Here is a 24260-nt window from a genome sequence, read left to right as displayed (position 1 = left end):
GGGCACTTCTGCGTTCACGGTGGTCCGGATGGTGAAACTCGGCGTCATGCGATGCGGAGTCCGCGAGCGCACCGCATACTGTGATGAGTCCAACAATCGCGTGCCACAGCATTCGCGCGATCCGCACCCCCAGGAGGGTCCGCCCATGTCTCGTCGCTTCATCGCCGTCACAGCTCTCGTCCTCACCGCTGCGGCTCTCACCGCCTGCAGCGGATCCAGCGCCCCGCAGTCGTCGAGTGGCAGCGACAGCTCCGCGTCGTCCGACTTCGGCCTCGTCTCCGACGGCACGCTCACGGTCGCGACCGAGGGCACGTACCGCCCGTTCAGCTTCCACGACGACGGCGGCAGCGGCGAGCTGACCGGGTTCGACGTCGAGATCATCCAGGCGGTCGCCGACAAGCTCGACCTCGAGGTGAAGTTCGAGGAGACGCAGTGGGATGCGATCTTCGCAGGCCTCGACGCCGGGCGCTTCGACGTGATCGCCAACCAGGTCACGATCAACGACGAGCGGGAAGCCGCCTATCTCTTCAGCGCCCCGTACACGGTGTCGCCCGGGGTGATCGTGGTCGCGGACGACGACGACTCGATCACCTCCTTCGCCGACCTCGACGGCAAGACCACGGCGCAGTCGCTGACCAGCAACTGGAACGACCTCGCGGTGGAGTCCGGCGCGAAGGTCCAGGGCGTCGAGGGATGGGCGCAGGCCGTCACGCTGCTGCGCCAGGGACGCGTGGATGCGACCATCAACGACAAGCTCACCTTCCTCGACTACGAGAAGACGGATGGCCCGACGGGTCTGAAGATCGCCGCCGAGACCGAGGACGCCGGGAAGCAGGCCTTCGTCTTCACCAAGGACAAGCAGAGCCTGGTCGACGCGGTCGACGGTGCTCTCGACGAGCTCCGCGCTGACGGCACCCTGGCGGAGATCAGCAAGAAGTACTTCGGCGCCGACGTCACCGAGTAGTCGATGTCGCCCTGGGAGCTGTTCCTCGCGTCGGTGGGACCGATCGCCTTCGGCGGGCTGATCGGCACCATCCCGCTGGCGCTGAGTTCGTTCGCGCTGGGGCTGCTCATCGCGCTCGGGGTCGCGCTCATGCGCATCTCGACGCGGTCCGTCGTCTCCGGCATCGCGCGCGTCTACATCTCGATCATCCGCGGCACACCGCTCCTGGTGCAGCTGTTCGTGATCTTCTACGGGCTCCCGTCCATCGGCGTCACGATCGACCCCTGGCCGTGCGCGATCATCGCGTTCTCGCTGAACGTCGGCGGATACGCGGCCGAGGTCATCCGTGCCGCGATCATCTCGGTACCGCAGGGTCAGTGGGAGGCCGCCTACACGGTGGGCATGGGCCGCACGCGTACGCTGACCCGGGTCATCCTGCCGCAGGCCGCGCGCGTCTCGGTGCCGCCGCTGTCGAACACCTTCATCTCGCTCGTGAAGGACACCTCGTTGGCGTCGCTGATCCTGGTCACCGAATTGTTCAAGGTGTCGCAGCAGATCGCCGCATCGACCTATCAGTTCATGGTCGTCTATCTGACGGCGGCGCTCGTGTACTGGGTGTTCTGCCTGGTGCTGTCGACCGGCCAGAGCTTCTTGGAGAGGAGGCTGGACAGCCGTGTCGCGAACTAGCCCCGCCGAACCCCTGCTCACCGCCCGCGGACTGCACAAGAGCTTCGGCTCGAACGAGGTGCTGCGCGGCATCGATCTGACGCTGCACCGTGGCGAGGTCGTCGTGCTGATCGGCCCCAGCGGTTCGGGGAAGACGACCGTGCTCCGTTCGCTCAACGGCCTGGAGACCCCGGATGCCGGGGTGATCTCGGTCGAAGGCGGCCCGGAGATCGACTTCGCGACCCGTCCGGCGCAGAAGGAGCGCTTCGCCCTGCGCGACCGCTCGGCCATGGTGTTCCAGCATCACAACCTCTTTCCGCACTTCACGGTGCTGGAGAACGTCATCGAGGGACCCTGGCGCGTTCAGGGCCGTCCGAAGGACGAGGTGGTCGCCGAGGCGCTGGCGCTGCTGGATCGGGTCGGCCTGAGCGACAAGGCGGATGCTCGTCCGCACCAGCTCTCGGGCGGCCAGCAGCAGCGCGTGGGCATCGTCCGCGCACTCGCGTTGAAGCCGGACCTGTTGCTGTTCGATGAGCCGACCAGCGCGCTCGACCCCGAGCTCGTGGGTGATGTGCTCGTCGTCATCAAGGAGCTCGCCGACGAGGGCTGGACCATGGCCGTCGTCACGCACGAGCTGAGCTTCGCCCGTGAGGCCGCTGACCATGTGCTGTTCATGGACGGCGGCGTGGTGGTCGAGCAGGGGACGCCGGAGCAGGTCTTCACGGCGCCGCAGCACGAGCGCACGCAGCGCTTCCTCACCCGTATCCTCCGCCCGCTCGACGGGATCTGAGCTCCCTCCTCACGGGGATCGACGGCTGAGCGCTCAGGCGGTCAGGACCGGCAGCACCAGGCTCACGGCGATCGCGATCATCACGACGGCGATCACGGCGTCGAGGATGCGCCACGACAGCGGCGTGCGCAGCCAGCGACCCAGATAACGCGCGCCGAATCCGAGCGCGGTGAACCACAGGATGCTCGCCGTGACTGCTCCGGCGGCGAAGAGCCAGCGCTCCTCGCCGTGCGTCGCCGCGATCGAGCCGAGCATGAGCACCGTGTCGAGATACACGTGCGGGTTGAGCCAGGTGAGGGCCAGGACCGTGAGGATCACCGGGGCGAGGGGAGTGCGCGTGCGGCTGCGGGTGAGCGTGGTCCCCGGTGCCTGGGCGACGGCGTCCTCCTCGGCTTCGACCTGCAGCGCCTCGCCGGTGCCCCTCCACGCGCGACGGGCCGCCAGCAGCCCGTACGCGAGCAGGAAGACGGCGCCCGCCCCGCGCGCGACCACCACCAACCAGGGGGCGGCGGAGATCACGTAGCCGAGTCCGGCGACGCCGGCGACGATCAGCACGGCATCGGAGGCAGCGCAGATGATGACGACCGCGAGCACGTGCTCCCGCCGGATGCCCTGGCGGAGCACGAAGACGTTCTGTGCGCCGATGGCGACGATCAGCGAGAGGCCCAGGCCGAGGCCTGCGAGAACGGAGAGCATGTCTCCAGAGTAGGAACGGGAGAACATCAACACCAGCGAGGATTCCTACCGAACCATTAGCATGGCTTATGTGAGGATCGATCCCGAACTGGCAGCCACCGTCGCCGCAGTCGCCGATGAGGGCACGCTCGATGCGGCATCCCGACTGCTGCGCATCACCCCCTCGGCGGTGAGTCAGCGGCTCAAGACGCTCGAGCAGCAGCTCGGCCGCATCCTCCTCGTGCGCAGCAAGCCGGCGCGGCTGACGGAAGCAGGGGAGGCGGTCGTGCGGCTGGCTCGACAGATCGCGCTCCTGGAGCACGACGCCCTCGCCGGGGTCGGCCTGGACGACGAGGGCGGCGGGCGGCGCATCACCGTGCCGCTCGCCGTGAACGCCGACTCGATGGCGACGTGGTTCCTCGCCCCGCTCGCTCGGTTGTCGGCGCAGCACGACATCGACTTCGACCTGCATCGCGACGACCAGAACTTCACCGCGCGGCTGCTCGAGTCCGGCACCGTGATGGCGGCGGTGACGAGTGAGAGCGTGGCGGTCGCCGGATGCTCGGTCACCCCGCTCGGGGTGCTCGAGTACGAAGCGGTCGCCGCGCCCGCCTTCGCCGACCGCTGGTTCCCGTACGGGGCGACGGCTGACTCCCTGGCGCAGGCTCCCTTCGTCGACTTCGACCGACGTGACACGCTCCAACACGAGTGGCTGCGGGAGCGGGGGGTGCCGCATCAAGGCGTGCCGCGCCACTACGTTCCGGCATCCCATGACTACGCGCTCGCGGTCGAGCTCGGGCTCGGCTGGGGGATGCTGCCGTTCCCGCAGGGCTCCGCCGGTCTCGTGCGACTCGGGGGACCGGCGGTGCGGACCGCGCTGTACTGGCAGCAGTGGAACCTGCGCTCCGCCCTGCTCGACACCATCGCCGCCGAGGTGGCCGTCGAGGCACGCACTGTCCTGCGCCCCTAGCTGCGTGCATCCGCGCCGCGGGACGGGGGCGCCGAGGGAACTACCCGGGCGTCACCCCGGAGGCGAGAGCGTGCAGCAAGCGGGTGAGGTTGTCGATGTCGGTGAGGCTCCACTCGTGGAGGGCGCTCATCAGCATCCCCTCCTGGGGGGCGCGAGCCGCGGCGAGCCGTTCGGTGCCGAGCGCGGTCAGCCGCAGCAGCGAGGAACGGCCATCGCTTGGGTCGGGAGATCTCTCGACGAGACCCAGGTCCTCCAACTCGCGGACGGTGCGGCTCACCTGTCCCTTGTCCATCAGCATCCGTTCGGCCAGCGCCGAGGCCGTCACCTGCTCGCAGCGCGCGATCGTGGTGAGCGCCTTGTAGGCGCCGGGGAGCATGCCGGGGCTCACCCGATTGGCGTTCTCGAGGATGAGTCGACGGAAGTGGGTGATCAGCTCACCGAACTCCGCCTCGAGGGCGCGGACCGCGGCGGCCCGCGCCTCGGGGGAATCGGAGGAGTGTTCAGCGACGGTCATCGCTCGAACCCGTCGTGACGGTGCCGGTCGGCACCCCGGAAAGGGCGGCGGCGTCGGCGATCGCGACATCGGCCGCCTCGTCGACCGGGCTGCCGGTCTCAGCGCGATCGGACTCGGCCTTCGCCGCGTCGGCCTGAGCGCGCTCCGTCGTCGTCATGGTCGTGAGCGGACGGTTCGGCAGGAACAGGATCGCGACGAGGCTGATCACCGCGAGCGGGATGCCGATCAGGAACGCGTGCGAGATCGCCTGGGCGTAGAAGTCCTCGATGATCGACCGCACGGGCTCCGGCAGCAGTCGGACCTCGGGGATCGTGCCGCTGGAGAGCTGCGCGGCGACATCCGTTCCCTTGGCGCCGAGCTCGGCGATCGCCGCACCGATGCGCTCCTTGCCGTCGGAGAACAGCGACGTGAGCGAGTTCGCCAGCACGGCGCCCATGACCGAGACGCCGATGGTGCCGCCGAGGCTGCGGAAGAACGTCACTCCTGAGCTCGCGACGCCCATCTCGCTCGGCTTCGCCACATTCTGCACGATGAGCACGAGGTTCTGCATCGTCATGCCGACGCCGGCTCCGGTGAGGAACATGTACACCGAGACCAGCAGGAAGTCGGTGTCGTAGTGCAGGGTCGACAGGAGGCTGGAGCCGGCGATCAGCAGCACGGAGCCGAGGATCAGGTAGCCCTTCCACTTGCCGAAGCGGGTCACCAGCTGACCGACCACCATCGACGAGATCAGCAGCCCCGCCATCATCGGCAGGGTCATCAGGCCGGCCTCGGTCGGGGAGGCGCCGCGGGACAGCTGCATGTACTGCGCGAGGTAGACCGAGGTGCCGAACATCGCCACACCGATCGAGATCGACGCGATGACCGAGAGCGTGAACGTGCGACCGCGGAACAGTGAGAGCGGGATGAGGGGCTCACGCACCTTGAGCTCGACGATGATGAAGACCACGGTCGCGACGACCGCTCCACCCACCATGAGGATGGTCTCGATCCCCCACCAGTCGAAGGTCGAGCCGGCGTTCGTGATCCAGATGAGCAGCAACGATACCGCGGTCGACAGCAGCACGATCCCGGCGTAGTCGATCGACGCCTTGCTCGTGCGTTCGGTGCTGATGTGCAGGGTCTTCTGCAGGATGATCAGCGCGGCGATCGCGAACGGCAGCGCGACGAAGAAGTTCCAGCGCCAGTTCGCGGCATCCGTGATCCATCCGCCCAGAAGCGGGCCGCCGACCGTGGCGACGGCCATCACGGCACCGAACAGACCCATGTACCTGCCACGCTCACGGGGGCTGATGATGTCGGCCATGATGACCTGGCTGAGGGCTGCGAGACCACCACCGCCGATGCCCTGGATGGCGCGGAATGCGATCAGGGTATCGGTGTCCTGCGCGAAGCCGGCCGCTGCCGTGGCGCCGACGAAGACGATGATGGCGAGCTGGATGAGCAGCTTGCGGTTGAACAGGTCGGCGAGCTTGCCCCAGATCGGCGTCGAGATGGCGGTGGTGAGCAGGGTGGCCGTGATGACCCAGGTGTAGGCGGCCTGGTCGCCGCCCAGGTCGTGAACGATGACCGGCATCGACGTCGAGACCACCGTGGTGGCGATCATCGAGACGAACATGCCGAGCAGGAGCCCGGTGAGGGCTTCGAGCACCTGGCGATGCGTCATCTTGACGGGGGAGTCCGTGGTCATGCGGGGTCCTTCGTGTGAGTCGCAGGTGTGGTGGCGACGGCGCTGGCGCCCACAAGGTAGTTGAACTTCGTCAACTATAGATATCTGGTTGACGTCTGTCAACCATCTCCGTGATGAGGTTGTGACCGACTGCGCGCAAAGAGTGCCCTTCCTGCGCAGAATCGCCTTGTCGGCGGCCGATTCGTCTGGCGAGGATTGAGTCCGGCTGTATACGCAGGTCTCTGAGGGGCGACCATTCCCAGGCGTTTCGCACGGTCGATGGATTCCTGAGGGGGAACTGATCATGGTCACGAAGCAGAATCAGCGCAAGGCGCTCGCCGTGCTCGCGGGCGGGCTCGTGCTCGGGGTCGGCGTCGTCGCCGTGCTCGCCGCGTGGAACGACTCCGAGTTCGCCGCCGGCACGTTCACGGCAGGCACGTTCAACCTGGAGGGGTCGAGCACCGGCAACGCGAACTACAGCGATCACAACGTGGATGACGGCGACACCGCGGCCACCCTCGCCTTCACGCTTCCGACCGGCGTGGTCGACAGCATGTCGCCGGGCGATTCCGTCTACGCCGGATTCTGGGTGCGTCTCGCCGCAGGAACCACCACCGGAGCCGACCTCGTCGCCGCGGGCACGGAAGCCGATGCGGCCGCCAGCTCGAACTCCGACCACCTCTCGTACGCGATCTACCAGCTCGCACCGGGCGCGACGTGCAACGCCGCATCCGCGACCGGCACGCCGATCGCGACGGGAGCGACGCTCGACGCGCAGACCGGCACGACGACCGTCACGCTTCTGGAGGGCGCGGATGCGACGACGGCAGGAGCCGCGGTGCAACTCTGCTTCGCGGTGACCGCGGATGCGAACCTGGAGCAGGGACTCACCACGACGGCCACGTGGGAGTTCACCGCGACGTCGACGAACTGAGCGCACCGTGAACACCCGCCGAAGCGTGCGGGAGGCGAAGCGCATCCGCTCCCGCCGCATACGAGCCGTCCTCGCGGGCGGGCTCGTGCTCGGCATCGGCGCGGGGGCGACGCTCGCTGCCTGGAACGACTCAGAGTACGGCTCGGCGACCTTCACCGCCGGGCGCTTCGACATCGTGGGCGCAGCCGACGGCTCGACGTTCGCCAGTCATGCGACCGCGGGGGCACCCGCGTCGCTGACGTTCGCGGCGACCCCGTCGTCGATGGTCCCGGGGGCGACCACGTATGCGCTGTTCAGCGTCAAGACGGCGAGTCCGTCGGTGGCGGGGAATCTGCAGTGGAACGCGGTGACGCCGTCGGCCACCGGACTCGCGGTGTACCTGCGGTACGGGGTGCGCACGATCCCTGCGGCGACCGCGTGCACCTCTACCAGCTACGCGGCCGGGACGTCGGTGGTTCCCGACCTCTCCGTGCTGGCGACGAACGGCACGGCGACCCAGGCGATATCGGCCAACGGGGGATCGACCGTGAACTACTGCATCGCGGTGACCCTCCAGGCAGCGGCGGACAACACCGTGCAGGGGGCCAGCACCACGCTCACCTGGCAGGTGCTCGGCACGGCGGCAGCACCGTGAGCGTCGCGCTCGCGCAGCAGAGGACGAGAGGGCCGAGATGACGACGCCGATGACGAGACGGAGTCTGCGGGAGCAGGCGCCTTCGTCCGACGCGCCCGGCACCGTGACCGCCGCGCCGACCCCGTCCGGCAGACGCCGGCATCCCGGACGACTCATCGCGGATGCGCTGCTCTGGATCGCAGCGGTGGGTGGCGTGCTCTGCATCGTGCTGGTGGTGCTCGCCTTCACCGCGCAGATCACGCTGATCATGTTCCGCACCGGGTCGATGTCGCCCACGATCCCCGCGGGGTCGGTCGCCGTCGTCCAGCGCGTGCCGGCCTCCGACATCGCGATCGGCGACGTCGTCACGGTCGACCGGGTGGATGCGCTCCCGATCACGCACCGCGTCACCTCGGTCGAGCAGGGCGCGACGGCCGATGAGCGCATCATCACGATGCGCGGAGACGCCAACGCCGACGATGATCCGTTCCCGTACACCGCGACGTCGGTGCGCATCGTGCTGTTCTCGATCCCCGGCATCGCCACGGCGATCGTCGGGATGGGGAACCCGTATGTGCTCGGCGCGCTCACCCTGGCCGCTACGACGCTGGTCGTCTGGGCCTTCTGGCCGCGGGCGGAGCCGTCCGAGCGGAGCGAGCGGTCGGAACGGCGGGAGAGGGGCGGGCGCGGGCGATGATCAGCCGCCGGTTCGTCGCCGTGCTCTCCGCGCTCACCGTGGGAGCCGCGGGGAGTGCGCTCGCGGTGCCGACAGCGGCCTGGGCGTCGCCCACCACGCAGGTGATCCAGGGCGACGTGCTCCGGTTGGTATCGGTGGCCGACTGGGACGCGGCATCCCGCCTGCGGCCCGGCGAGCCGGTGCAGTGGGATGTCACGATCAGTGCGGATGCTCCTGACCCCGGCACAGTCCGCATCGCGGTCAGCGCGAGGGGAGACGCGCCGCTGACTCTCGACGCCTCGCTCTGCCTGCGGGAGTGGGAGGCCGACGTCTGCCCCGGCGGCGCGACGGAACTGCGTACGGCGTGGAGCATCCCGCGCGACGGGGCCGAGTTCGCGCTCGCCGAGATGGCCGACACCGAGGTCGCGCATCTGCGGCTCGCGATCACGCTGGATGCCGACGACGAAGGCGGTGCCACGGACGTCCGTGTGCACGCGCAGGGTGCGGGGGAGTCGGCGGTCGTCGGACCCGGCGGCGGACTCGCCACGACGGGGCTCCCGCCCATCGTCTCGGTGGCGTTCGGAGGCGGCGCGCTGCTGGTCGCGACCGGGGCCGCGCTGGTGCTCGATCATCGACGGCGACCTGTGCGCGACGAGAAGGAGACCCCATGATGCGGGTGACCGGGCGACGGATGCTCGCCGGTACGGCGGGGCTGGCACTGCTGCTGGGTCTCGCCGTGGCTCCGCCCGTGCAGGACACCGACGCGGCCTTCGCCGACGAGGAGTACGCGGGAGCGACGGTCACCGCGCTGGCGTTGCTGCCGCCGGCCGTGGAGCCGTTGCCCGGCGGACTGACCTGCCCGAACCCGTTGAGCACGATCCTCGGTGGCACGGCATTGACGATCAAGTGGCGGTGGCCCACCACGCCGACCGGCTACCCGCCCACCACCGCCCTCAACGTGTACCTCACCTCAGCCGCTGACGGCTCGGGCGGATCGATCCTGACACCGGGAACCGCGACGGCCGGCGTGTACACCACCGTGGTGAGCAAGGGCGTGCTCGACGGGCTCCTCGGCGGACTGGGCTTCGTCCTCACCGGCGGGCAGTACGTCGTCTATTTCGGCACGACGTGGGTCACGGCCGGAGGTGTCACCTGGCGCTCGCCGACCAAGGTGAAGATCACGGTCACGTACGCCGCTCTTCTCGCGGGTGGGGCGACCACGTGCACGTTCACGGCTGCATGACGATGTGTCGCGGGCGCCCACCCGAGGAGGCTCGGCGTCAGTCGGCCAGAGCCAGGGCGCGGAACGCGTCGCGCTCGCGCAGGTGCTCGCGTCGACTCGCCGCCGCGGCAGCCGTGGCATCCGCGATCCGCGTCGGGATCTGCTGTCCGGTGGTGCGGCGGTAGAGCTCGTCGATGAGGTCGGTCGCGAGCCCGACCAGCTTCGCGATCTCCTTGTCGTCGCGGTCGATCCACACGCACCGGGGCTCGTCGTGGATCGGGGCGAAGTCGACGTGCTCCTCCCAGACGAACAGGGTGCGCTCGGCGCCGAGCACGTGCTGCTGCCACCAGATCTGGCGAAGGTAGGTGCGAGGGATGCCCCGGAAGGGCTTGTTGGTCGTCTTGATCTCGGCGAGCTTGACGCGGCCGTCGGCATCGACGGCGATGCCATCGGGGGTCGCGAGGTGGCGGTGCTCGACCTCGGCCCGGAACAGCGCAGAGGAGGGGAGGATGCCGTGGGTCGCGGCGACCCAGGCGGCGATCTCGGGCTCGCGACGCCGACCATGGTCGGTGTAGGCGTTGCCGCCGAACCGCGGGCCGCCGCCGAGCTTGGCGTCGGCAGCACGGGCGATCGAGCGTTCGCTGGTGAGCCCCGCGACGTCGGTCGCGGTGATGCCCCGGGATCGCGCTCGCAGCCACGCAACGCGGTCGCGGGAGTCCGCGACGATGCGTGCGGCGAGATCCTGATTCACTCCTCGACCCTAACCCCGCCCACGGACCCTGCTCCCCATACACGCCGCCGTCCGCCTGGTCTCGTCGCCGCTCCCCACCCCCACCTCCACCCGCTCCTGCCCCCAGACCCATCGCACTTGCCCAGGCCCATCGCCCGCGATGTCGCGCATGATGGGTTCTGGCGCGGATGGTGGGTCTGGGTGAGGCGGCTGTGCGTGCACTCCTCCTGCACGACACGCGTTTCGGAACCGTTGCCCACCGCGCGGAGATCTGTCTGCGCGAGCCACCAGCGGGTGTGGTCAGGATGGTCGGATGCCGAGAGCCATCACGATCGAGGATGCGAAGCGGATGCTCCGCTCGCGGACTCAGCTGCGCGAGTCCGGATCGACAGATCGCAGGGTGCTGGACGCGGTGGCATCCGGTGAGCTGATCCGGATCCGGCGCGGCTGGTACGTCGACGCCACGGAGTGGCAAGGGCTCTGGAACGAGGGGCGGCATCTTCTGGCAGTCGTCGCCGTGCACCACGACTCGTCGTACGCGGCACCACCCTTCTGCTTCGAGTCAGCGGCTGTCATCCACGGGCTGCCGCTGTATCGTTCGGCGCCGGCTGTGGTGCACACCCTCGTCGGAGGCACCAGTCATAGCCGAGTTCGAGCGGGCGCCGCTCGACACGCCTTGCGCGTCGCCGCCGACGACGTGGTCGAGGTGAACGGCCTACGCTGCACGTCCGTGGAGCGAACCGTACTCGACCTCGCGCAGCGGATGACGTCCGAGGCCGCCGTCGCGAGTGCAGATGCGGCGCTGCGTCGCTTCGCCGTGCGCGATCAACATCAGGATCACGTGCTCGCGGCCGCGTGGCGCGACAGGTTGCTCGACCGCGCCGCAGGTGTTTCCACGCGCGGCATCCGCCGCGCTCGGCGTGTGATCGCTTTCGCCGACGGCCGAGCCCAGTTGCCTGGAGAGAGCGTCAGTCGGCTGCAACTGCACCGGCTCGGCTTCACGGGTCTCGGGCTGCAGAATCACGTGATCGGCCCGGACGGCGAGGACTACTGGACGGACTTCGCATTTCCGAAGGCGCGCGCGTTCGGAGAGTTCGACGGGCTCGGCAAGTACCTCGATGAAGAGAAGCGCGGCGGGCGTTCGATGGACGAGATCCTCCTGGCGGAGAAGCGCAGGGAGGACGCGATTCGTGGGGTTACGGGCTGGCGCATCGTGCGCTGGGAATCGTCGCACATCGTCTCCGCAGAACGTCTCGGGGCGCGCTTGGCATCCTTTGGCCTCCTTCCCTGACCCGAGACCCACCGTTTCCGTCGAGACCCATCAGCGGACACATCATTACCGATGGGTCTCGACGCGGGTGATGGGCCTCGGCGGCGGGGGCGGGGGCGGGCGAGGCGGGGATTTGGGGGGAGGGGAGCGGGTGGGGTACGCTGGGAGCAACCGAAGACCGCTGGTCATCGTCGTGCGCGCAAGTGCACGGAGATTGAAACTCTGCATCGCAGGGGCCCGCGCAGGTGTCACGAACTTCTGAAGCTCCGTGCGCTTGCGCCGGAGCTTTTTCTTTTGCAGGCGGTCGGGGTCGGCGCCTCACCACCGTGGGGCGCCTCGTACACACCAAGGAGTGACCATGGCGCAGAAGGATGCATCGGTTGCCGAGCTCACGAAGTCATTCGAGAACTCGTCCGCCGTTCTGCTGACCGAGTACCGCGGTCTGACGGTTGCCCAGCTCAAGGAGCTGCGCAACAGCATCCGTCAGGACGCTGAGTACGCCGTGGTGAAGAACACGCTGACCAAGATCGCCGCCAACAAGGCCGGCATCACTGCGCTGGATGACGACCTCAAGGGTCCGTCGGCTGTCGCTTTCGTGCACGGTGACTTCGTCGCCACTGCCAAGGCTCTTCGTGACTTCGCCAAGGCCAACCCGCTTCTCGTGATCAAGGCCGGCATCTTCGAGGGCAACGCCCTCTCTGCCGACGAGGTCAACAAGTACGCCGCGCTCGAGAGCCGTGAGGTTCTGCTGGCGAAGGCTGCGGGCATGATGAAGGCGACGATGGGCAAGGCTGCGGCCACCATCGATGCTCTTCGCGAAAAGCTGGAGACCGCAGAGGCCGCGTAAGCGACCGGCGATCTCGTCTACTAACCCCATCTATCTAGGAGATACATCATGGCTAAGCTCACCACTGAGGAGCTGCTCGAGCAGTTCGCCGGCCTGACCCTCGTCGAGCTCAACGACTTCGTCAAGGCGTTCGAGGAGAAGTTCGAGGTCACCGCTGCTGCCCCCGTCGCCGTTGCCGGCGCAGGTGGAGGCGCTGCGGAAGAGGTCGAGGAGAAGGATTCCTTCGACGTCGTCCTCGAGGCTGCTGGAGACAAGAAGATCCAGGTCATCAAGACGGTCCGCGAGCTCACCTCGCTCGGCCTCGGCGAGGCCAAGGCTGTCGTCGACGGTGCCCCGAAGGCTGTGCTCGAGGGCGCAACCAAGGAAGCCGCCGAGAAGGCCAAGGCTGCTCTCGAAGAGGCAGGCGCCACGGTTACCCTCAAGTAATCGTCTCCGGGTCGACGCGTCAACGCATCGACCCGGCGTCTCATCGCTTCACCGAAGGCCCCGGGTTCGCCCCGGGGCCTTCGTGCGTCTCCGGGGCCGGCCCTGCGGTCAGCGCGGCGGAGCCGTGGAGCTGCGCACCACCAGAGCGGATGCCGCGGCCACGTGTTCGAGCGGCGCATCGTGGTCCTTCATCCGCAGTGTCAGCAGTCGCACCGCCTCATGCCCCTGTTCGCGCGGGGACTGCCCGATCGTCGTCAGGGCGAACATCTCGGCGTGCTCGTGATCATCGATGCCGACCACGCTGAGCTCGGTCGGTACCGCGATGCCGAGGCGTCTGGCGGCGATCACCGCACCGATCGCGGCTTCATCGCACACGCCCACGATCGCGGTCGGGCGCCGCCGCCGGTCGCCCAGCAGTCCCGCGGCGGCGGCATATCCGCCCGGCATGGTCGGGGTGGCGCCGGCGACCCTGGCATGCGCCGAGAGCCCCGCCGCATGCAATGCCCCGTGGTAGCCGTCGAGCCGACGCGCGTCGCCGAAGCTCAGCTCTCCGGAGTCTGTCGAGCCGCCGACGAAGGCGATGTCCCTGTGGCCGAGTTCGATGAGGTGCTCGGTGGCGATCCGTGCCGCCGCGGTGTCGTCGATCGAGATGGAGCTGGACCCCGCACTGTATGGCCCGACGCTCACAAGGGGGCGTCCGGTGCGCTGCAGGCGCTCGAGCTCGCGCGCACTCGGCTGGATGCCCACCGCGATGATGCCGTCGAAGCGGCGGCGGGGCAGCACGCTCTCGAACAGGCGCTCCCTGGTTTCCGATCCTTCGGGGACGCCGTAGAGCGAGAGGTCGTAGTCCAGTGCGAACAGCGACTCCTGGATGCCGGCGAGCAGTTCGGCGAAGAACCAGCGATCGACTGGAGGCATGACGACGCCGACGGTCTGTGTGCGCCCGGTGGCGAGACTCGTGGCGGAGGAGTGCGCGACGTAGGCGAGGGCGTCCGCGGCGTCGGCCACGCGCAGGCGCGTCGCCTCCGATACGTAGCCGCGTCCGCTGAGGGCACGGCTCGCTGTCGCCTTCGACACGCCTGCCCGCGCGGCGACGTCAGCGATCGTGCTCATCGGTCCTCCTCGACCAGGCGGCGCCTGCGCGCCGAGCGATGCGCCGAAGGCGGCTCGCGGATGTCATGGTAGCTGTTCCAGGCTCTGAAAGAAACCGGTTCCACACATCAATCACGGGAGCGCTCCCATCTCCGTCGTTCGAGCATCTCGAAAGGTTGCGAGCTTGTGATGTTTCGCCATTGTGCGCGGGTGTGGAAGGCCAGTAGGTTTACCTGGAATCGGTTCCCGAACGACGCCGGGGGTGGCGTCGGACGAGGTAGGGGCCGTGAACTCGAAGAGGAGAATCACATGGGTCTTTCGCAGCGTTCCAGGCGGCTCGCGCCGCTCGCTCTGCTGGGGGTCGCAGGCATCGCGATCGCAGGGTGCGGTGCTCCGGGCGGTGCCCCCTCGGGTGGTGGCACCGGCGGCGGCGGTGACAAGACGGTCACCATCTACGGCACGATCGTCGACGATGAGGCGAAGCTCCTCCAGAAGTCGTGGGCTGACTTCGAGAAGGAGAACGGCATCGACATCAAGTACGAGGGCAGCCAGGACTTCGAGACGCAGCTCGGCACCCGCGCACAGGGCGGCAATCCGCCCGACATCGCCATCTTCCCGCAGCCGGGCCTGTTCGCCGACTACGCGTCGCGTGACCTGCTGAAGCCCGCTCCGGATGCCGTGAAGAAGAACGCGGAGGAGGGGTGGACCCAGGGATGGGTCGACTTCGGCACCTACGACGGCACCTTCTACGGCGCACCGCTCATGGCGAGCGTCAAGGGCTGGGTCTGGTACTCGCCGACCAAGTTCAAGGAGTGGGGCGTCGAGGAGCCCACGAGCTGGGAGGAGCTGCTGACGCTCACGAAGACGATTCAGGAGAAGAGCGGCAAGGCACCGTGGTGCGCCGGCTTCGAGTCGGGCGTGGCGACCGGCTGGCCCGGCACCGACTGGATCGAAGATCTCGTGCTGCGCAACGCCGGCGCCGACGTCTACGACCAGTGGGTCAAGAACGAGATCCCGTTCACCGACCCGCAGATCAAGGCGGCGTTCGACGCCACCGGTGAGATCCTGCTCGACCCGGCCTACGTCAACGCCGGCTTCGGCGACGTGCGTTCGATCAACTCGACCGCATTCGGTGACGTGGCACCGGCCCTGGCCAAGGGCGACTGCGCCCTGACGCACCAGGCGTCCTTCCTCTCCGGCTTCTTCCCCGAGGGCACGAACATCGCCGAGGACGGCGATGTGTGGGCGTTCCTGCTGCCGAGCAAGAGCCCGGACGAGACCTTCATCACGGGTGGTGGCGAGATCGTCGGCGCGTTCAGCGACTCCGAGGCGACGCAGAAGGTCCTGGAGTACCTCTCCAGCCCCGAGTGGGCTGACAGCCGTCTGGCACTCGGTGGCGTGACCTCCGCGAACAAGGGCGTCAACATCGACGCCGTCGAGAACCCGATCCTGCAGGAGTCGATCAAGCTCCTTCAGGACGACTCCGTGACCTTCCGCTTCGACGGCTCCGACCAGATGCCTGGCGCGGTGGGTTCGGGAACCTTCTGGAAGGGGATGGTCGCCTGGATCAACGGGACGTCGACGGACGACGTTCTGGCGCAGATCCAGACCGGTTGGCCCTCCAACTGATCCGATGAGGAGGGCCGCCCCGCGGGGCGGCCCTCCTTCTCACACCCGGGCCGTGCATCGTCGCACGGTCCGCTGATCAGCCGTCTCATGAAGGGGATTCCGTGAACGCGACTCAGTTCTTCCAATGGATCGGTGCACTCCCGCCGATCCTCCAAGCCGTCGCCGTTGTCATCGCATTCGCGGTGGTCGTGGCGATCATCCTGCTTCTCGTCGATATCGCGCCGCGCAGGGGCGCGCTCTACACCTGGGTGCGGCTGGCGATGTGCCTGCTGATCCCGCTCGCCGTGATGTGGTTCTTCAACTCCTATTACTGGGCGATGGGAGTCGCGGTCCTCGTCGGCGCACTGTTCTTCTTCCTCGACTATCGTTCCCGCGACGGTGCGGGGTATCTCATCCAGCTCGTCGCATTCATGGCTCCGGCGATGCTGCTCCTGTTGGCCGGACTCATCCTCCCGTCCATCCAGACCGTGTACGCGTCGTTCTGGAACTCGACGGGCAGCGAATTCGTCGGCCTGTCGAACTATCTCTGGATCTTCACGCAGTCCGACGGCGTCACATCTGTGATCAACACGATCGTCTGGGTCCTGCTCGTCCCGACGCTGTCCACGCTGATCGGCCTCGCCTACGCGGTCTTCATCGACAAGACCCGCGGCGAGAAGGTCTACAAGCTCCTGGTCTTCATGCCGATGGCGATCTCGTTCGTGGGTGCCAGCATCATCTGGCGCTTCGTCTACGCCTACCGCGGACCTGAGTTCGAGCAGATCGGCCTGCTGAACCAGATCCTGGTCTGGTTCGGTGGAGAGCCGCAGCAGTTCCTGCTGAACGGCCCGTGGAACAACCTCGCTCTGATCGTGGTGCTGATCTGGGTGCAGACCGGTTTCGCGATGGTCGTGCTCTCGGCATCCATCAAGGGCGTGCCGCAGGAGCTGCTCGAGGCGGCGGAGCTCGACGGCGCCAACGCCTGGGAGCGCTTCCGTTCGGTGACCGTGCCGTCGATCCGGCCGGCGCTCATCGTCGTGCTCACCACGATCTCGATCGCCTCTCTGAAGGTCTTCGACATCGTTCGGACCATGACGGGTGGAAACTACGGCACATCGGTTCTCGCGAATGAGATGTACACGCAGTTCTCCAAGTTCGAGGCGGGACGCAGTGCGGCGCTCTCCGTCATCCTGTTCATCCTGGTGCTGCCGATCGTCATCTACAACGCGCGCCAGATCAAGAAGCAGCGGGAGATCCGATGACCGATACCGTGAAGTCAGAACTCGGCACCTCCACCCGGGCGCTCACGACCGGGGGGCGGCTCGATGCCTCCGCCGGTCGCGTGCGCAAGCGTCTCAGCAGGCCGTGGGCCAGCGTCGCCGCGATCCTCATCGCGGTCGTCTGGACCGTCCCGACGCTCGGGTTGTTCATCTCGTCGTTCCGCGACAGGGATGCGATCGATTCCAGTGGCTGGTGGACGTTCTTCGCCAACCCGCAGGTGACCCTCGACAACTATGTGGCCGTGCTGCAATCCGGCACCACGCAGCTGACGATCCTGCAGTCGTTCTTCAACTCCATCGTGATCACGATCCCCGCGACGATCATCCCGTTGATGATCGCGGCGATGGCGGCCTACGCGTTCTCGTGGATCGAGTTCAAGGGGCGCAACGCGCTGTTCATCTTCGTGTTCGCGCTGCAGATCGTGCCGATCCAGATGGCACTCGTCCCGCTGCTGTCGTCGTTCTCGCGGGGGATCAACCTGTTCGGACTGCAGGTGACTCTGGGACTCGATGTCGCCGGCGGCTATGCGCAGGTCTGGTTCGCCCACACGATGTTCGCGTTGCCGCTGGCGATCTACCTGCTGCACAACTTCATGTCGGAGATCCCGGGAGAGATCATCGAGGCGGCACGCGTCGACGGTGCCTCCCGCGGGCAGATCTTCTTCCGCGTCGTGCTGCCGCTGACGATGCCCGCCATCGCATCCGTCGCCATCTTCCAGTTCCTCTGGGTCTGGAACGACCTGCTCGTGGCGTTGGTGTTCGCCGACGGAGCGGCCTCGCCGATCACGAAGGTGCTCGCCGAGATCACCGGTCGCGGCGAGGGCTGGTACCTGCTCACCGCCGGCGCCTTCGTGTCGATCCTCGTTCCGCTGATCGTGTTCTTCTCGCTCCAGCGGTACTTCGTCCGAGGTCTGCTGGCCGGGTCGACGAAGGGCTGATCCTCCGTCGGGCTCCGCGGCCGTCGAACACGGATGCCGCGATCGGGTGCAACACACGCCCGGTCGCGGCATCCGCGCACGTACCCTGAAACCATGAAGTACGCAGACTCCATCGTCGACCTCGTCGGCGACACGCCTCTCGTGAAGCTCCACCGTGTCACCGAGGGCGTCGCCTGCACGGTCCTCGTGAAGCTGGAGTACCTGAACCCCGGCGGCTCCGCGAAGGACCGCATCGCATCGCGCATCATCGATGCCGCCGAAGCCGAGGGGCACCTGAAGCCGGGTGGCACGATCGTCGAGCCGACCAGTGGCAATACCGGGGTCGGACTCGCGCTGGTCGCGCAGCAGCGCGGCTACAAGTGCGTCTTCGTGGTGCCCGACAAGGTCGCCGAGGACAAGAACGACGTGTTGCGGGCGTACGGGGCCGACGTCGTGGTGACGCCCACGTCCGTTCCGGCAGACAGCCCGGAGTCGTATTACAGCGTGAGTGATCGGCTCGCCCGCGAGATCCCTGGTGCGTTCAAGCCGAACCAGTACGAGAACCCGAACGGGCCCCGCAGCCACTACGAGACCACGGGTCCGGAGATCTGGCGCGACACCGACGGCGCCGTGACGCACTTCGTGGCGGGCGTCGGCACCGGCGGCACGATCACCGGCACGGGGCGCTACCTGCGCGAGGTGTCTGACGACCGGGTGCGCATCATCGGCGTCGACCCCGAGGGCAGCGTCTACAGCGGCGGCACCGGACGCCCCTATCTGGTCGAAGGTGTCGGCGAGGACATCTGGCCCGGCACCTACGACCCGAGCGTGCCGCACGAGATCGTGGCCGTAGGAGATGCCGAGTCGTTCGCCATGACCCGGCGCTTGGCACGCGAGGAGGGCATCCTCGTCGGCGGTTCCAGCGGCATGGCCGTCGTCGGAGCGCTGCGGATCGCGAAGGAGCTTCCCGCGGATGCCGTCATGGTCGTGCTGCTGCCCGACGGCGGGCGCGGCTACCTCAGCAAGATCTTCAACGACGGCTGGATGCGCTCCTACGGCTTCAGCGACATCGAGGAGGGCGAGACCGTGGCGGATGTGGTCGCGGCCCGCACGACCCGCCGAGGCGCAGGCATCCCGGACCTCGTGCACGCGCATCCGACCGACACCGTGCTCGAGGTGATCGGGATGATGACCGAGTACGACGTGTCGCAGCTCGTCGTGCTCAGCGCCGAACCCCCGGTCATGATGGGCGAGGTCGTCGGCACGGTCGATGAGAAGGGCCTGCTGGATCTGCTTTTCCGCGGTGAGGCGAAGCCGACCGACGCCGTCGGCGCGCACACGGGGGAGCGGCTGCCGTTGATCGGCATCCATGCCCCGATCGCTCAGGCACGCGCCGCGCTCGCGGATGTCGACGCGCTGCTGGTGACCGAAGACGGCAAGCCGCACACGGTGCTCACCCGACAGGACCTGCTCGCGTACCTGTCGCGCTGACGGCGCACCGCCCTGAGCGGACGCGCGACGTAACAGGGGGCCGACCTCGGGGGAGGCCGGTCGTAGGCTGGGGAGATGTCCGACCACGCCTTCGCCACCCGAGCCATCCACGCAGGCCAAGCGCCCGACCCGACGACCGGCGCCATCATCCCGCCGATCTACCAGGCCTCCACGCACGTCCAGGACGGCATCGGCGGGTTGCGCGAGGGGTACGAGTACAACCGTTCGGGCAACCCGACGCGTTCTTCGCTCGAGACCCAGTTGGCTGCTCTCGAGGGGGGTGCGAGCGCGCTCTCGTTCGCCTCGGGGCTGTCAGCCGAGGATGCGCTGCTGCGGGGCATCCTGAAGCCCGGTGATCACGTGCTGCTCGGCAACGATGTGTACGGCGGCACCTACCGGCTGTTCACGAAGGTGTATGCGATGTGGGGCATCGAGACGACCACCGTCGAGCTCGGCGACCTCGACGCGATCCGCGCCGCGCTCCGCCCCGAGACGAAGATCATCTGGCTCGAGACCCCCAGCAACCCGCTGCTCAAGGTCGTCGACATCGCGACCGTCGCCGAGCTGGCGCACGCCGCCGGCGTGATCCTGGTCGTCGACAACACCTTCGCCTCGCCCGCGCTGCAGCAGCCCCTCGCCCTCGGCGCCGACCTCGTCGTGCACTCCACCACGAAGTACCTCGGCGGCCACTCCGACGTGCTCGGGGGAGCCGTCGTCTTCGGCGACGACCGCTTCTCCGACCAGGTGAAGTTCCAGCAGTTCGCGGTGGGCGCCGTGTCGGCGCCGCTCGACGCCTGGCTCACCACCCGCGGCATCAAGACGCTGTCGGTGCGCATGCGCCAGCACTCCGAGAACGCGCAGGCGATCGCGGAGTGGGCGGCTGAACGCCCGGAGTTCGCGCAGGTCTTCTACCCCGGTCTGGCCTCGCACCCCGGGCACGAGATCGCGGCGTCGCAGATGAGCGGGTTCGGCGGCATGCTGTCGCTCGGCCTCGCCGCCGGTGCCGACGCCGCCCGGGCGTTCGCGGAGTCCACCGAGCTCTTCCAGCTCGCGGAGTCGCTCGGCGGGGTGGAGTCGCTCATCGGCTACCCGCCGGACATGACGCACGCCTCGGTGCGCGGCACCGAGCTCGCCGTGCCCGAGAACATCGTGCGGCTGTCGGTCGGCATCGAAGACGTGTCCGACTTGATCGCGGATCTCGAGCAGGGGCTCGCGCGCCTCTCCCGCTGACCTCCGCCCGCTGCGGGCACGAAGAAGCACCTCTCCTCGGGGAGGTGCTTCTTCGTGCGTGCAGCGGGCGGGCGATGCCGTGACGGCGGTAACATGGATGATTCCCCTAGGTCGAATCGATTCGACTGACACCCTCGATTTCCGGAAGGACCTTCGTGTCCGACGCCCCCCGCACCGACTCCTCGCCGACGGTTCCCCAGCCCGAGCGCACGAGCATCCCGACCACGACCGGTGCGATCCGCGCCTCGACGGCGACGGGGGCCATCCGCACCCTCGGATCGAATCCGGCGACCGCGCCGATCATGCTGCACCCCGGCGACTCGATCCCGAATCGGCGGCGGATCCTCTACATCCTGCTGCTCGGCGCGCTGACGGCGCTGGGACCGTTCACGATCGACCTCTACCTCCCCGCCTTCCCGGTGCTGGAGGAGGACTTCCAGACCACCGCCGCGGCGATCCAGCTCACCCTCACCGGGACGATGATCGGCTTCGCGATCGGTCAGCTCGTGGTCGGGCCCCTCAGCGACAAGGTCGGCCGCCGCATCCCGCTGATCGTCGTCACCGCGGTGCACGTGCTCGCCAGCGTCGGGGCCGCCTTCGCGCCCACGCTCGAACTGCTCAGCGTGGCCCGCGTGCTCATGGGCATGGGGGCCGCGGCCGGAGGTGTCGTGGCGATGGCCATCGTGCGCGACCTGTTCGGCGGGCGCCGTCTCGTGGTCATGCTCTCGCGCCTCGCCCTCGTGTCGGGTGTGGCGCCGGTCGTGGCGCCGCTGATCGGGTCGTGGCTGCTCACCCTCATGCCCTGGCGCGGGATCTTCGTGGTGCTCGCGGCCTACGGCGTGCTCATGCTGCTCTCGACGATCCTGTTCATCCCGGAGACGCTGCCGGTCGCCCGACGGCAGGAGCGCGGCGGGTCGACGGTGCTGCAGCGCTATCGCTCCGTGCTCTCGGACCGGGTCTTCATCGGTGTGCTCATCATCGGCGGGATGACGTTCTCCGGACTGTTCTCGTACCTGTCGGCCTCGCCCTTCCTGTTCCAGCAGACGCACGGGCTGAACGCGCAGCAGTACGGGTTGCTGTTCGCCGTCAACTCGCTCGGCGTCGTGCTGGGGGTGCAGACGGCTTCGCGGCTGGCGGCGCGCTTCGGCCCGCAGTGGGTCATGGCGTACTCGACCGCGGTGCTGCTGATCGCCGGAGTCGCGATCGTGGTCGCCGACCAGCTCGGTCTCGGGTTGTGGGGCACGGTCGTGCCGCTGTTCGTGTTCATGACCGCCTGCGGGTTCACGTTCCCGAACGTGCAGGTGCTGGCGCTCGACCGTCATGGGAAGGCGGCCGGAACTGCGGCTTCCATCCTCGGCGCGACGAACTTCGGCGTCGCCGGACTCATCTCGCCCGTGGTCGGCTGGATCTCGAAGGATGCGGGTATCACCGCCACCACCATGGCCTCGGTGATGGTCGGATGCGCCGCGATCGGCATCCTCTCGCTGTGGCTGATCGTGCGCCCACGCACCGTGGGGATGCTCACTCCCTGAGTCCACAGGCGTCGTCCGCCAGAATGGGACGATGAACCGATCGACGATGCTCTGGTGGGGCGCGGGTTTCCTGGCGCTGGCCACCGCCCTCGGTGCGGCCGTCGTCTTCGGTCTGACCGAGCCTCCGGGCGTCGACGTGTGGTGGAACGCCACGATCGCCGCCCATCGCGCCGACTGGATGCTCGCGGTGGCCCGCCTCACCAACGAGATCGGCGGCGGATGGATCGCGGTCTTCGTGGTGCCGCTGCTCGTGATCGTCGCGTTCCTGCTCGCCCGTCGCTGGCGCACCGCTGTGTTCGCCGCGATCTGCTTCGCCGCCAGCGCCGGAGCGGTGCAGCTGCTCAAGCAGCTCTTCGGGCGCGCGCGCCCGGAGGACATGCTGGTGGTCAGCGACTTCGGGTCGTTCCCCTCCGGGCATACCGCGAACGCCGCGACGATCGCCCTGGTGCTCTGGCTGGTGTTCCCGCGTGTGTGGATCGCCATCGGCGGAGCGGTCTGGATCCTGGTCATGGCGCTGTCGCGCACCATCCTCTCCGTCCACTGGGCGACGGACACGCTCGGCGGAGCGCTGGTCGGCGCCGGGGTCGTCCTCGTACTCGGCGCCTGGCTGCTGCCGTGGGTGCTGCAGCGGCGGGAGAGCGCGGAACCGGCGATAGGCTGAGGGCTTCCGACCCCTGCGAGGAGCCCGCCGTGTCACGCATCCGCCCGTACCGTCCCGCCGACCGCGACGCCCTGTACGAGGTGTGCGTGAAGACAGCGGACGCAGGGGGAGACGCGACCGGGATCTTCTCCGACGATCGTCTCTGGGGCGACCTCTTCGCCGTGCCCTACGCGCAGCGGCACCCGGATCTGGCGTGGGTGGTCGAGTCCGACGATGAGCGCGTGATCGGCTATATCGTCGCGACGGACGACACCGACGCCTTCGAACAGTGGTTCCGTGACGAGTGGTGGCCGGCATTCCACGACCGCTTCCCACAGCCCGCCGACCCCGCCACGCGCGAGGAGCGGATGCTCGCCTACGCGTACGGTCGTGGTCCCGGCAGGGAGCCGAATGCGGGGGAGTACCCCGCGCACCTCCACATCGATCTGCTGCCGGAGACGCAGGGGCAGGGTCTCGGGCGTCGCCTGATCGAGACGCTCTTCGCCGAGCTGACCAGCCGCGGGGTCACCGGGCTCCACCTCGGCATGGATCCGAACAACACCGGTGCGGCCGCGTTCTACGAGCGGCTGGGCATGCGGCCGCTGCCGACGGCTCCCGGCGGACAGAGCTTCGGCGTGCGCTTCGCGGACTGAGAGTCTCCGGATTCGGGCTGCCCTGTTCACGGCTCAGGAGAGACGAAGGAGGGCCCCGCTTTCGTGGAACCCGCGTGGCGCGTGGCTAGTAGGCTCGGTTTCTGACAATTCTCGCCGAGCAGAGGACCGGTATGACGAAGAGCACTACGGACAGGATCGGCGAGGGCTCCGTCTCGCGTCGTACGGTACTTGCGGCGGCGGTGTGGTCGGCGCCGGTGATCGCGGTCGCGGTGAGTGCACCGTTGGCGGCCGCCAGTGGACCGGCCGCCCTTCTCGACTTCACCGTGAACCGAAACGGTGACGATGGCTCCTTCCGGGACTATCGCGTCGACTTCGCGCTCTCCGGCCCACTGCCCGAGGTCGTGACGATCGAGTGGATCCCGGCGACGACGACGGACTGGGGTCTGTTCGATCAGAGCGTGAACATCGTCCACGTGTCAGGGGACTTCACCTCCAGTGCGACCTACCGGCTCGACACGGCGATGCCGAACTTCTGGTTCCAGACGCAGACACCGCTGGTGACCGACCTCACTCCCTACGTGGTGCGGGTGATCGACCCCGCCTCGTCTGCCGTTCTCGCCTCGGTGACGGTCACCTTCACCGGAGACGAGCCCATCCCGAACTGACCGGTTGGGAAGAAAAGGAGAAGGGCCCCGCGTGAGCGGGGCCCTTCTCCTTTTCCTGTGTGGCGGTGACGGCGGGATTCGAACCCGCGGTTGCTTGCACAACACACGCTTTCCAAGCGTGCTCCTTCGGCCGCTCGGACACGTCACCAGGGAACAACCTGAACAGTCTATCCGATCGCGCGGAGTGCTCGTGACCCGACGCTTCCCGCTCGAGGTCTCCATCGAAGTGAAGAATATTGCATTTCG

Annotated in this window: 26 protein-coding genes and 1 tRNA gene; 21 read left to right on the top strand and 6 right to left on the bottom strand. The window is 68.2% G+C overall.

Annotation, left to right across the window (positions count from 1 at the left end):
• Positions 1-145: 145 nt before the first annotated feature.
• Genes KZC51_RS16185 through KZC51_RS16175 form a run of 3 tightly spaced genes read left to right on the top strand, consistent with a single transcriptional unit; the run spans position 146 to position 2399 of the window.
• Complete coding sequence (locus KZC51_RS16185; protein WP_247631049.1) at positions 146-964, top strand: amino acid ABC transporter substrate-binding protein; 819 nt, start codon at positions 146-148, stop codon at positions 962-964.
• 3 nt (positions 965-967) lie between these two features.
• The gene (locus tag KZC51_RS16180) at positions 968-1630 is read left to right on the top strand and encodes an amino acid ABC transporter permease (RefSeq protein WP_247631048.1); all 663 of its coding nucleotides are present in this window, start codon (positions 968-970) and stop codon (positions 1628-1630) included.
• A complete protein-coding gene (locus KZC51_RS16175) occupies positions 1617-2399 on the top strand; it encodes an amino acid ABC transporter ATP-binding protein (protein ID WP_308194316.1) in 783 nt (260 codons plus the stop codon). The genes KZC51_RS16180 and KZC51_RS16175 overlap by 14 nt, the downstream gene beginning before the upstream one ends.
• A gap of 33 nt (positions 2400-2432) precedes the next feature.
• On the opposite strand, the gene KZC51_RS16170 is transcribed toward KZC51_RS16175, so the two are convergent.
• Positions 2433-3095, bottom strand: a complete 663-nt coding sequence (locus tag KZC51_RS16170) for a LysE/ArgO family amino acid transporter (RefSeq protein WP_247631047.1) — start codon at positions 3093-3095, stop codon at positions 2433-2435.
• A 70-nt stretch (positions 3096-3165) separates the two neighbouring features.
• On the opposite strand from KZC51_RS16170, the gene KZC51_RS16165 reads away from it, so the two are divergent.
• Complete coding sequence (locus tag KZC51_RS16165; RefSeq protein ID WP_247631046.1) at positions 3166-4044, top strand: LysR family transcriptional regulator ArgP; 879 nt, start codon at positions 3166-3168, stop codon at positions 4042-4044.
• Positions 4045-4084: 40 nt separating this feature from the next.
• On the opposite strand, the gene KZC51_RS16160 is transcribed toward KZC51_RS16165, so the two are convergent.
• Positions 4085-4558, bottom strand: a complete 474-nt coding sequence (locus tag KZC51_RS16160; protein WP_247631045.1) for a MarR family winged helix-turn-helix transcriptional regulator — start codon at positions 4556-4558, stop codon at positions 4085-4087.
• Positions 4545-6248, bottom strand: coding sequence for an MDR family MFS transporter (locus KZC51_RS16155; protein WP_247631044.1), 1704 nt, complete (start codon positions 6246-6248; stop codon positions 4545-4547). Before KZC51_RS16155 ends, KZC51_RS16160 begins: the two co-directional genes overlap by 14 nt.
• 283 nt (positions 6249-6531) lie before the next feature.
• Here KZC51_RS16155 and KZC51_RS16150 point away from each other — a divergent pair, with 283 nt between their 5' ends.
• From KZC51_RS16150 to KZC51_RS16130, 5 genes are read left to right on the top strand one after another with little or no spacing between them, the layout of a single operon-like run.
• Positions 6532-7161: a SipW-dependent-type signal peptide-containing protein gene (locus KZC51_RS16150; RefSeq protein ID WP_247631043.1), complete on the top strand. Its 630-nt coding sequence runs from the start codon at positions 6532-6534 to the stop codon at positions 7159-7161.
• A 7-nt stretch (positions 7162-7168) separates the two neighbouring features.
• Positions 7169-7795 (top strand): SipW-dependent-type signal peptide-containing protein, encoded by a 627-nt coding sequence (locus KZC51_RS16145; RefSeq protein WP_247631042.1) that lies wholly within the window; start codon positions 7169-7171, stop codon positions 7793-7795.
• A 49-nt stretch (positions 7796-7844) separates the two neighbouring features.
• The gene (locus KZC51_RS16140) at positions 7845-8471 is read left to right on the top strand and encodes a signal peptidase I (protein WP_247631041.1); all 627 of its coding nucleotides are present in this window, start codon (positions 7845-7847) and stop codon (positions 8469-8471) included.
• A complete protein-coding gene (locus KZC51_RS16135) occupies positions 8468-9121 on the top strand; it encodes a hypothetical protein (protein ID WP_247631040.1) in 654 nt (217 codons plus the stop codon). Before KZC51_RS16140 ends, KZC51_RS16135 begins: the two co-directional genes overlap by 4 nt.
• Complete coding sequence (locus tag KZC51_RS16130; RefSeq protein WP_247631039.1) at positions 9118-9693, top strand: hypothetical protein; 576 nt, start codon at positions 9118-9120, stop codon at positions 9691-9693. Before KZC51_RS16135 ends, KZC51_RS16130 begins: the two co-directional genes overlap by 4 nt.
• A gap of 37 nt (positions 9694-9730) precedes the next feature.
• Here KZC51_RS16130 and KZC51_RS16125 read toward each other — a convergent pair whose 3' ends face one another.
• Positions 9731-10423: a YqaJ viral recombinase family protein gene (locus KZC51_RS16125; RefSeq protein WP_247631038.1), complete on the bottom strand. Its 693-nt coding sequence runs from the start codon at positions 10421-10423 to the stop codon at positions 9731-9733.
• 292 nt (positions 10424-10715) lie between these two features.
• Between KZC51_RS16125 and KZC51_RS16120 the strand changes: the two genes are divergently transcribed.
• The 3 genes from KZC51_RS16120 (at position 10716) to rplL (ending at position 12945) form a co-directional block, all read left to right on the top strand.
• Positions 10716-11693 (top strand): type IV toxin-antitoxin system AbiEi family antitoxin, encoded by a 978-nt coding sequence (locus tag KZC51_RS16120; protein ID WP_247631037.1) that lies wholly within the window; start codon positions 10716-10718, stop codon positions 11691-11693.
• Positions 11694-12030: 337 nt separating this feature from the next.
• On the top strand, positions 12031-12519 hold the full coding sequence (rplJ, locus tag KZC51_RS16115; RefSeq protein WP_141871026.1) for a 50S ribosomal protein L10: 489 nt from the start codon (positions 12031-12033) through the stop codon (positions 12517-12519).
• A 48-nt stretch (positions 12520-12567) separates the two neighbouring features.
• The gene (gene rplL / locus KZC51_RS16110) at positions 12568-12945 is read left to right on the top strand and encodes a 50S ribosomal protein L7/L12 (protein WP_141871027.1); all 378 of its coding nucleotides are present in this window, start codon (positions 12568-12570) and stop codon (positions 12943-12945) included.
• Positions 12946-13053: 108 nt separating this feature from the next.
• On the opposite strand, the gene KZC51_RS16105 is transcribed toward rplL, so the two are convergent.
• Positions 13054-14058 carry a LacI family DNA-binding transcriptional regulator gene (locus KZC51_RS16105; RefSeq protein WP_247631036.1) on the bottom strand — a complete coding sequence of 335 codons (1005 nt, stop codon included), beginning with the start codon at positions 14056-14058 and terminating at the stop codon, positions 13054-13056.
• Positions 14059-14346: 288 nt separating this feature from the next.
• Here KZC51_RS16105 and KZC51_RS16100 point away from each other — a divergent pair, with 288 nt between their 5' ends.
• The 9 genes from KZC51_RS16100 (at position 14347) to KZC51_RS16060 (ending at position 24014) form a co-directional block, all read left to right on the top strand.
• Complete coding sequence (locus KZC51_RS16100; RefSeq protein ID WP_247631035.1) at positions 14347-15666, top strand: ABC transporter substrate-binding protein; 1320 nt, start codon at positions 14347-14349, stop codon at positions 15664-15666.
• Between the two features lie 101 nt (positions 15667-15767).
• Positions 15768-16907, top strand: a complete 1140-nt coding sequence (locus KZC51_RS16095) for a carbohydrate ABC transporter permease (protein ID WP_247631034.1) — start codon at positions 15768-15770, stop codon at positions 16905-16907.
• The gene (locus tag KZC51_RS16090) at positions 16904-17863 is read left to right on the top strand and encodes a carbohydrate ABC transporter permease (RefSeq protein WP_247631033.1); all 960 of its coding nucleotides are present in this window, start codon (positions 16904-16906) and stop codon (positions 17861-17863) included. The genes KZC51_RS16095 and KZC51_RS16090 overlap by 4 nt, the downstream gene beginning before the upstream one ends.
• 93 nt (positions 17864-17956) lie before the next feature.
• Positions 17957-19333 (top strand): cystathionine beta-synthase, encoded by a 1377-nt coding sequence (locus KZC51_RS16085; protein WP_247631032.1) that lies wholly within the window; start codon positions 17957-17959, stop codon positions 19331-19333.
• A 75-nt stretch (positions 19334-19408) separates the two neighbouring features.
• Entirely contained in the window at positions 19409-20563 is a 1155-nt protein-coding gene (locus tag KZC51_RS16080) for a cystathionine gamma-synthase (RefSeq protein WP_247631031.1), read from the top strand.
• Positions 20564-20718: 155 nt separating this feature from the next.
• Entirely contained in the window at positions 20719-22095 is a 1377-nt protein-coding gene (locus KZC51_RS16075; RefSeq protein WP_372491804.1) for a multidrug effflux MFS transporter, read from the top strand.
• A gap of 31 nt (positions 22096-22126) precedes the next feature.
• Positions 22127-22756, top strand: a complete 630-nt coding sequence (locus KZC51_RS16070) for a phosphatase PAP2 family protein (protein WP_247631030.1) — start codon at positions 22127-22129, stop codon at positions 22754-22756.
• A gap of 29 nt (positions 22757-22785) precedes the next feature.
• On the top strand, positions 22786-23388 hold the full coding sequence (locus tag KZC51_RS16065) for a GNAT family N-acetyltransferase (protein WP_247631029.1): 603 nt from the start codon (positions 22786-22788) through the stop codon (positions 23386-23388).
• Positions 23389-23519: 131 nt separating this feature from the next.
• Positions 23520-24014, top strand: coding sequence for a hypothetical protein (locus KZC51_RS16060; RefSeq protein WP_247631028.1), 495 nt, complete (start codon positions 23520-23522; stop codon positions 24012-24014).
• A gap of 60 nt (positions 24015-24074) precedes the next feature.
• Here the strand turns inward: KZC51_RS16060 and KZC51_RS16055 are convergent.
• A tRNA-Ser gene (locus KZC51_RS16055) sits at positions 24075-24162 on the bottom strand.
• Positions 24163-24260 lie beyond the last annotated feature (98 nt).

This window comes from Microbacterium croceum, assembly GCF_023091245.1.
Taxonomy (GTDB): domain Bacteria; phylum Actinomycetota; class Actinomycetes; order Actinomycetales; family Microbacteriaceae; genus Microbacterium; species Microbacterium croceum.
The sequence above is the reverse complement of the archived record's forward strand: the minus strand, read 5'-3'. Positions and strand labels throughout refer to the sequence as shown.

Excerpts from the sequence above, each read along its gene's own strand:
- KZC51_RS16170 (WP_247631047.1), bottom strand. The coding sequence starts at position 3,095 with ATGCTCTCCGTTCTCGCAGGCCTCGGCCTGGGCCTCTCGCTGATCGTC.
- KZC51_RS16150 (WP_247631043.1), top strand. The coding sequence starts at position 6,532 with ATGGTCACGAAGCAGAATCAGCGCAAGGCGCTCGCCGTGCTCGCGGGC.
- KZC51_RS16120 (WP_247631037.1), top strand. The coding sequence starts at position 10,716 with ATGCCGAGAGCCATCACGATCGAGGATGCGAAGCGGATGCTCCGCTCG.
- KZC51_RS16160 (WP_247631045.1), bottom strand. The coding sequence starts at position 4,558 with ATGACCGTCGCTGAACACTCCTCCGATTCCCCCGAGGCGCGGGCCGCC.
- KZC51_RS16100 (WP_247631035.1), top strand. The coding sequence starts at position 14,347 with ATGGGTCTTTCGCAGCGTTCCAGGCGGCTCGCGCCGCTCGCTCTGCTG.
- KZC51_RS16185 (WP_247631049.1), top strand. The coding sequence starts at position 146 with ATGTCTCGTCGCTTCATCGCCGTCACAGCTCTCGTCCTCACCGCTGCG.
- KZC51_RS16135 (WP_247631040.1), top strand. The coding sequence starts at position 8,468 with ATGATCAGCCGCCGGTTCGTCGCCGTGCTCTCCGCGCTCACCGTGGGA.
- KZC51_RS16180 (WP_247631048.1), top strand. The coding sequence starts at position 968 with ATGTCGCCCTGGGAGCTGTTCCTCGCGTCGGTGGGACCGATCGCCTTC.
- KZC51_RS16060 (WP_247631028.1), top strand. The coding sequence starts at position 23,520 with ATGACGAAGAGCACTACGGACAGGATCGGCGAGGGCTCCGTCTCGCGT.
- KZC51_RS16140 (WP_247631041.1), top strand. The coding sequence starts at position 7,845 with ATGACGAGACGGAGTCTGCGGGAGCAGGCGCCTTCGTCCGACGCGCCC.
- rplL (WP_141871027.1), top strand. The coding sequence starts at position 12,568 with ATGGCTAAGCTCACCACTGAGGAGCTGCTCGAGCAGTTCGCCGGCCTG.
- rplJ (WP_141871026.1), top strand. The coding sequence starts at position 12,031 with ATGGCGCAGAAGGATGCATCGGTTGCCGAGCTCACGAAGTCATTCGAG.
- KZC51_RS16085 (WP_247631032.1), top strand. The coding sequence starts at position 17,957 with ATGAAGTACGCAGACTCCATCGTCGACCTCGTCGGCGACACGCCTCTC.
- KZC51_RS16090 (WP_247631033.1), top strand. The coding sequence starts at position 16,904 with ATGACCGATACCGTGAAGTCAGAACTCGGCACCTCCACCCGGGCGCTC.
- KZC51_RS16155 (WP_247631044.1), bottom strand. The coding sequence starts at position 6,248 with ATGACCACGGACTCCCCCGTCAAGATGACGCATCGCCAGGTGCTCGAA.
- KZC51_RS16080 (WP_247631031.1), top strand. The coding sequence starts at position 19,409 with ATGTCCGACCACGCCTTCGCCACCCGAGCCATCCACGCAGGCCAAGCG.
- KZC51_RS16105 (WP_247631036.1), bottom strand. The coding sequence starts at position 14,058 with ATGAGCACGATCGCTGACGTCGCCGCGCGGGCAGGCGTGTCGAAGGCG.
- KZC51_RS16130 (WP_247631039.1), top strand. The coding sequence starts at position 9,118 with ATGATGCGGGTGACCGGGCGACGGATGCTCGCCGGTACGGCGGGGCTG.
- KZC51_RS16070 (WP_247631030.1), top strand. The coding sequence starts at position 22,127 with ATGAACCGATCGACGATGCTCTGGTGGGGCGCGGGTTTCCTGGCGCTG.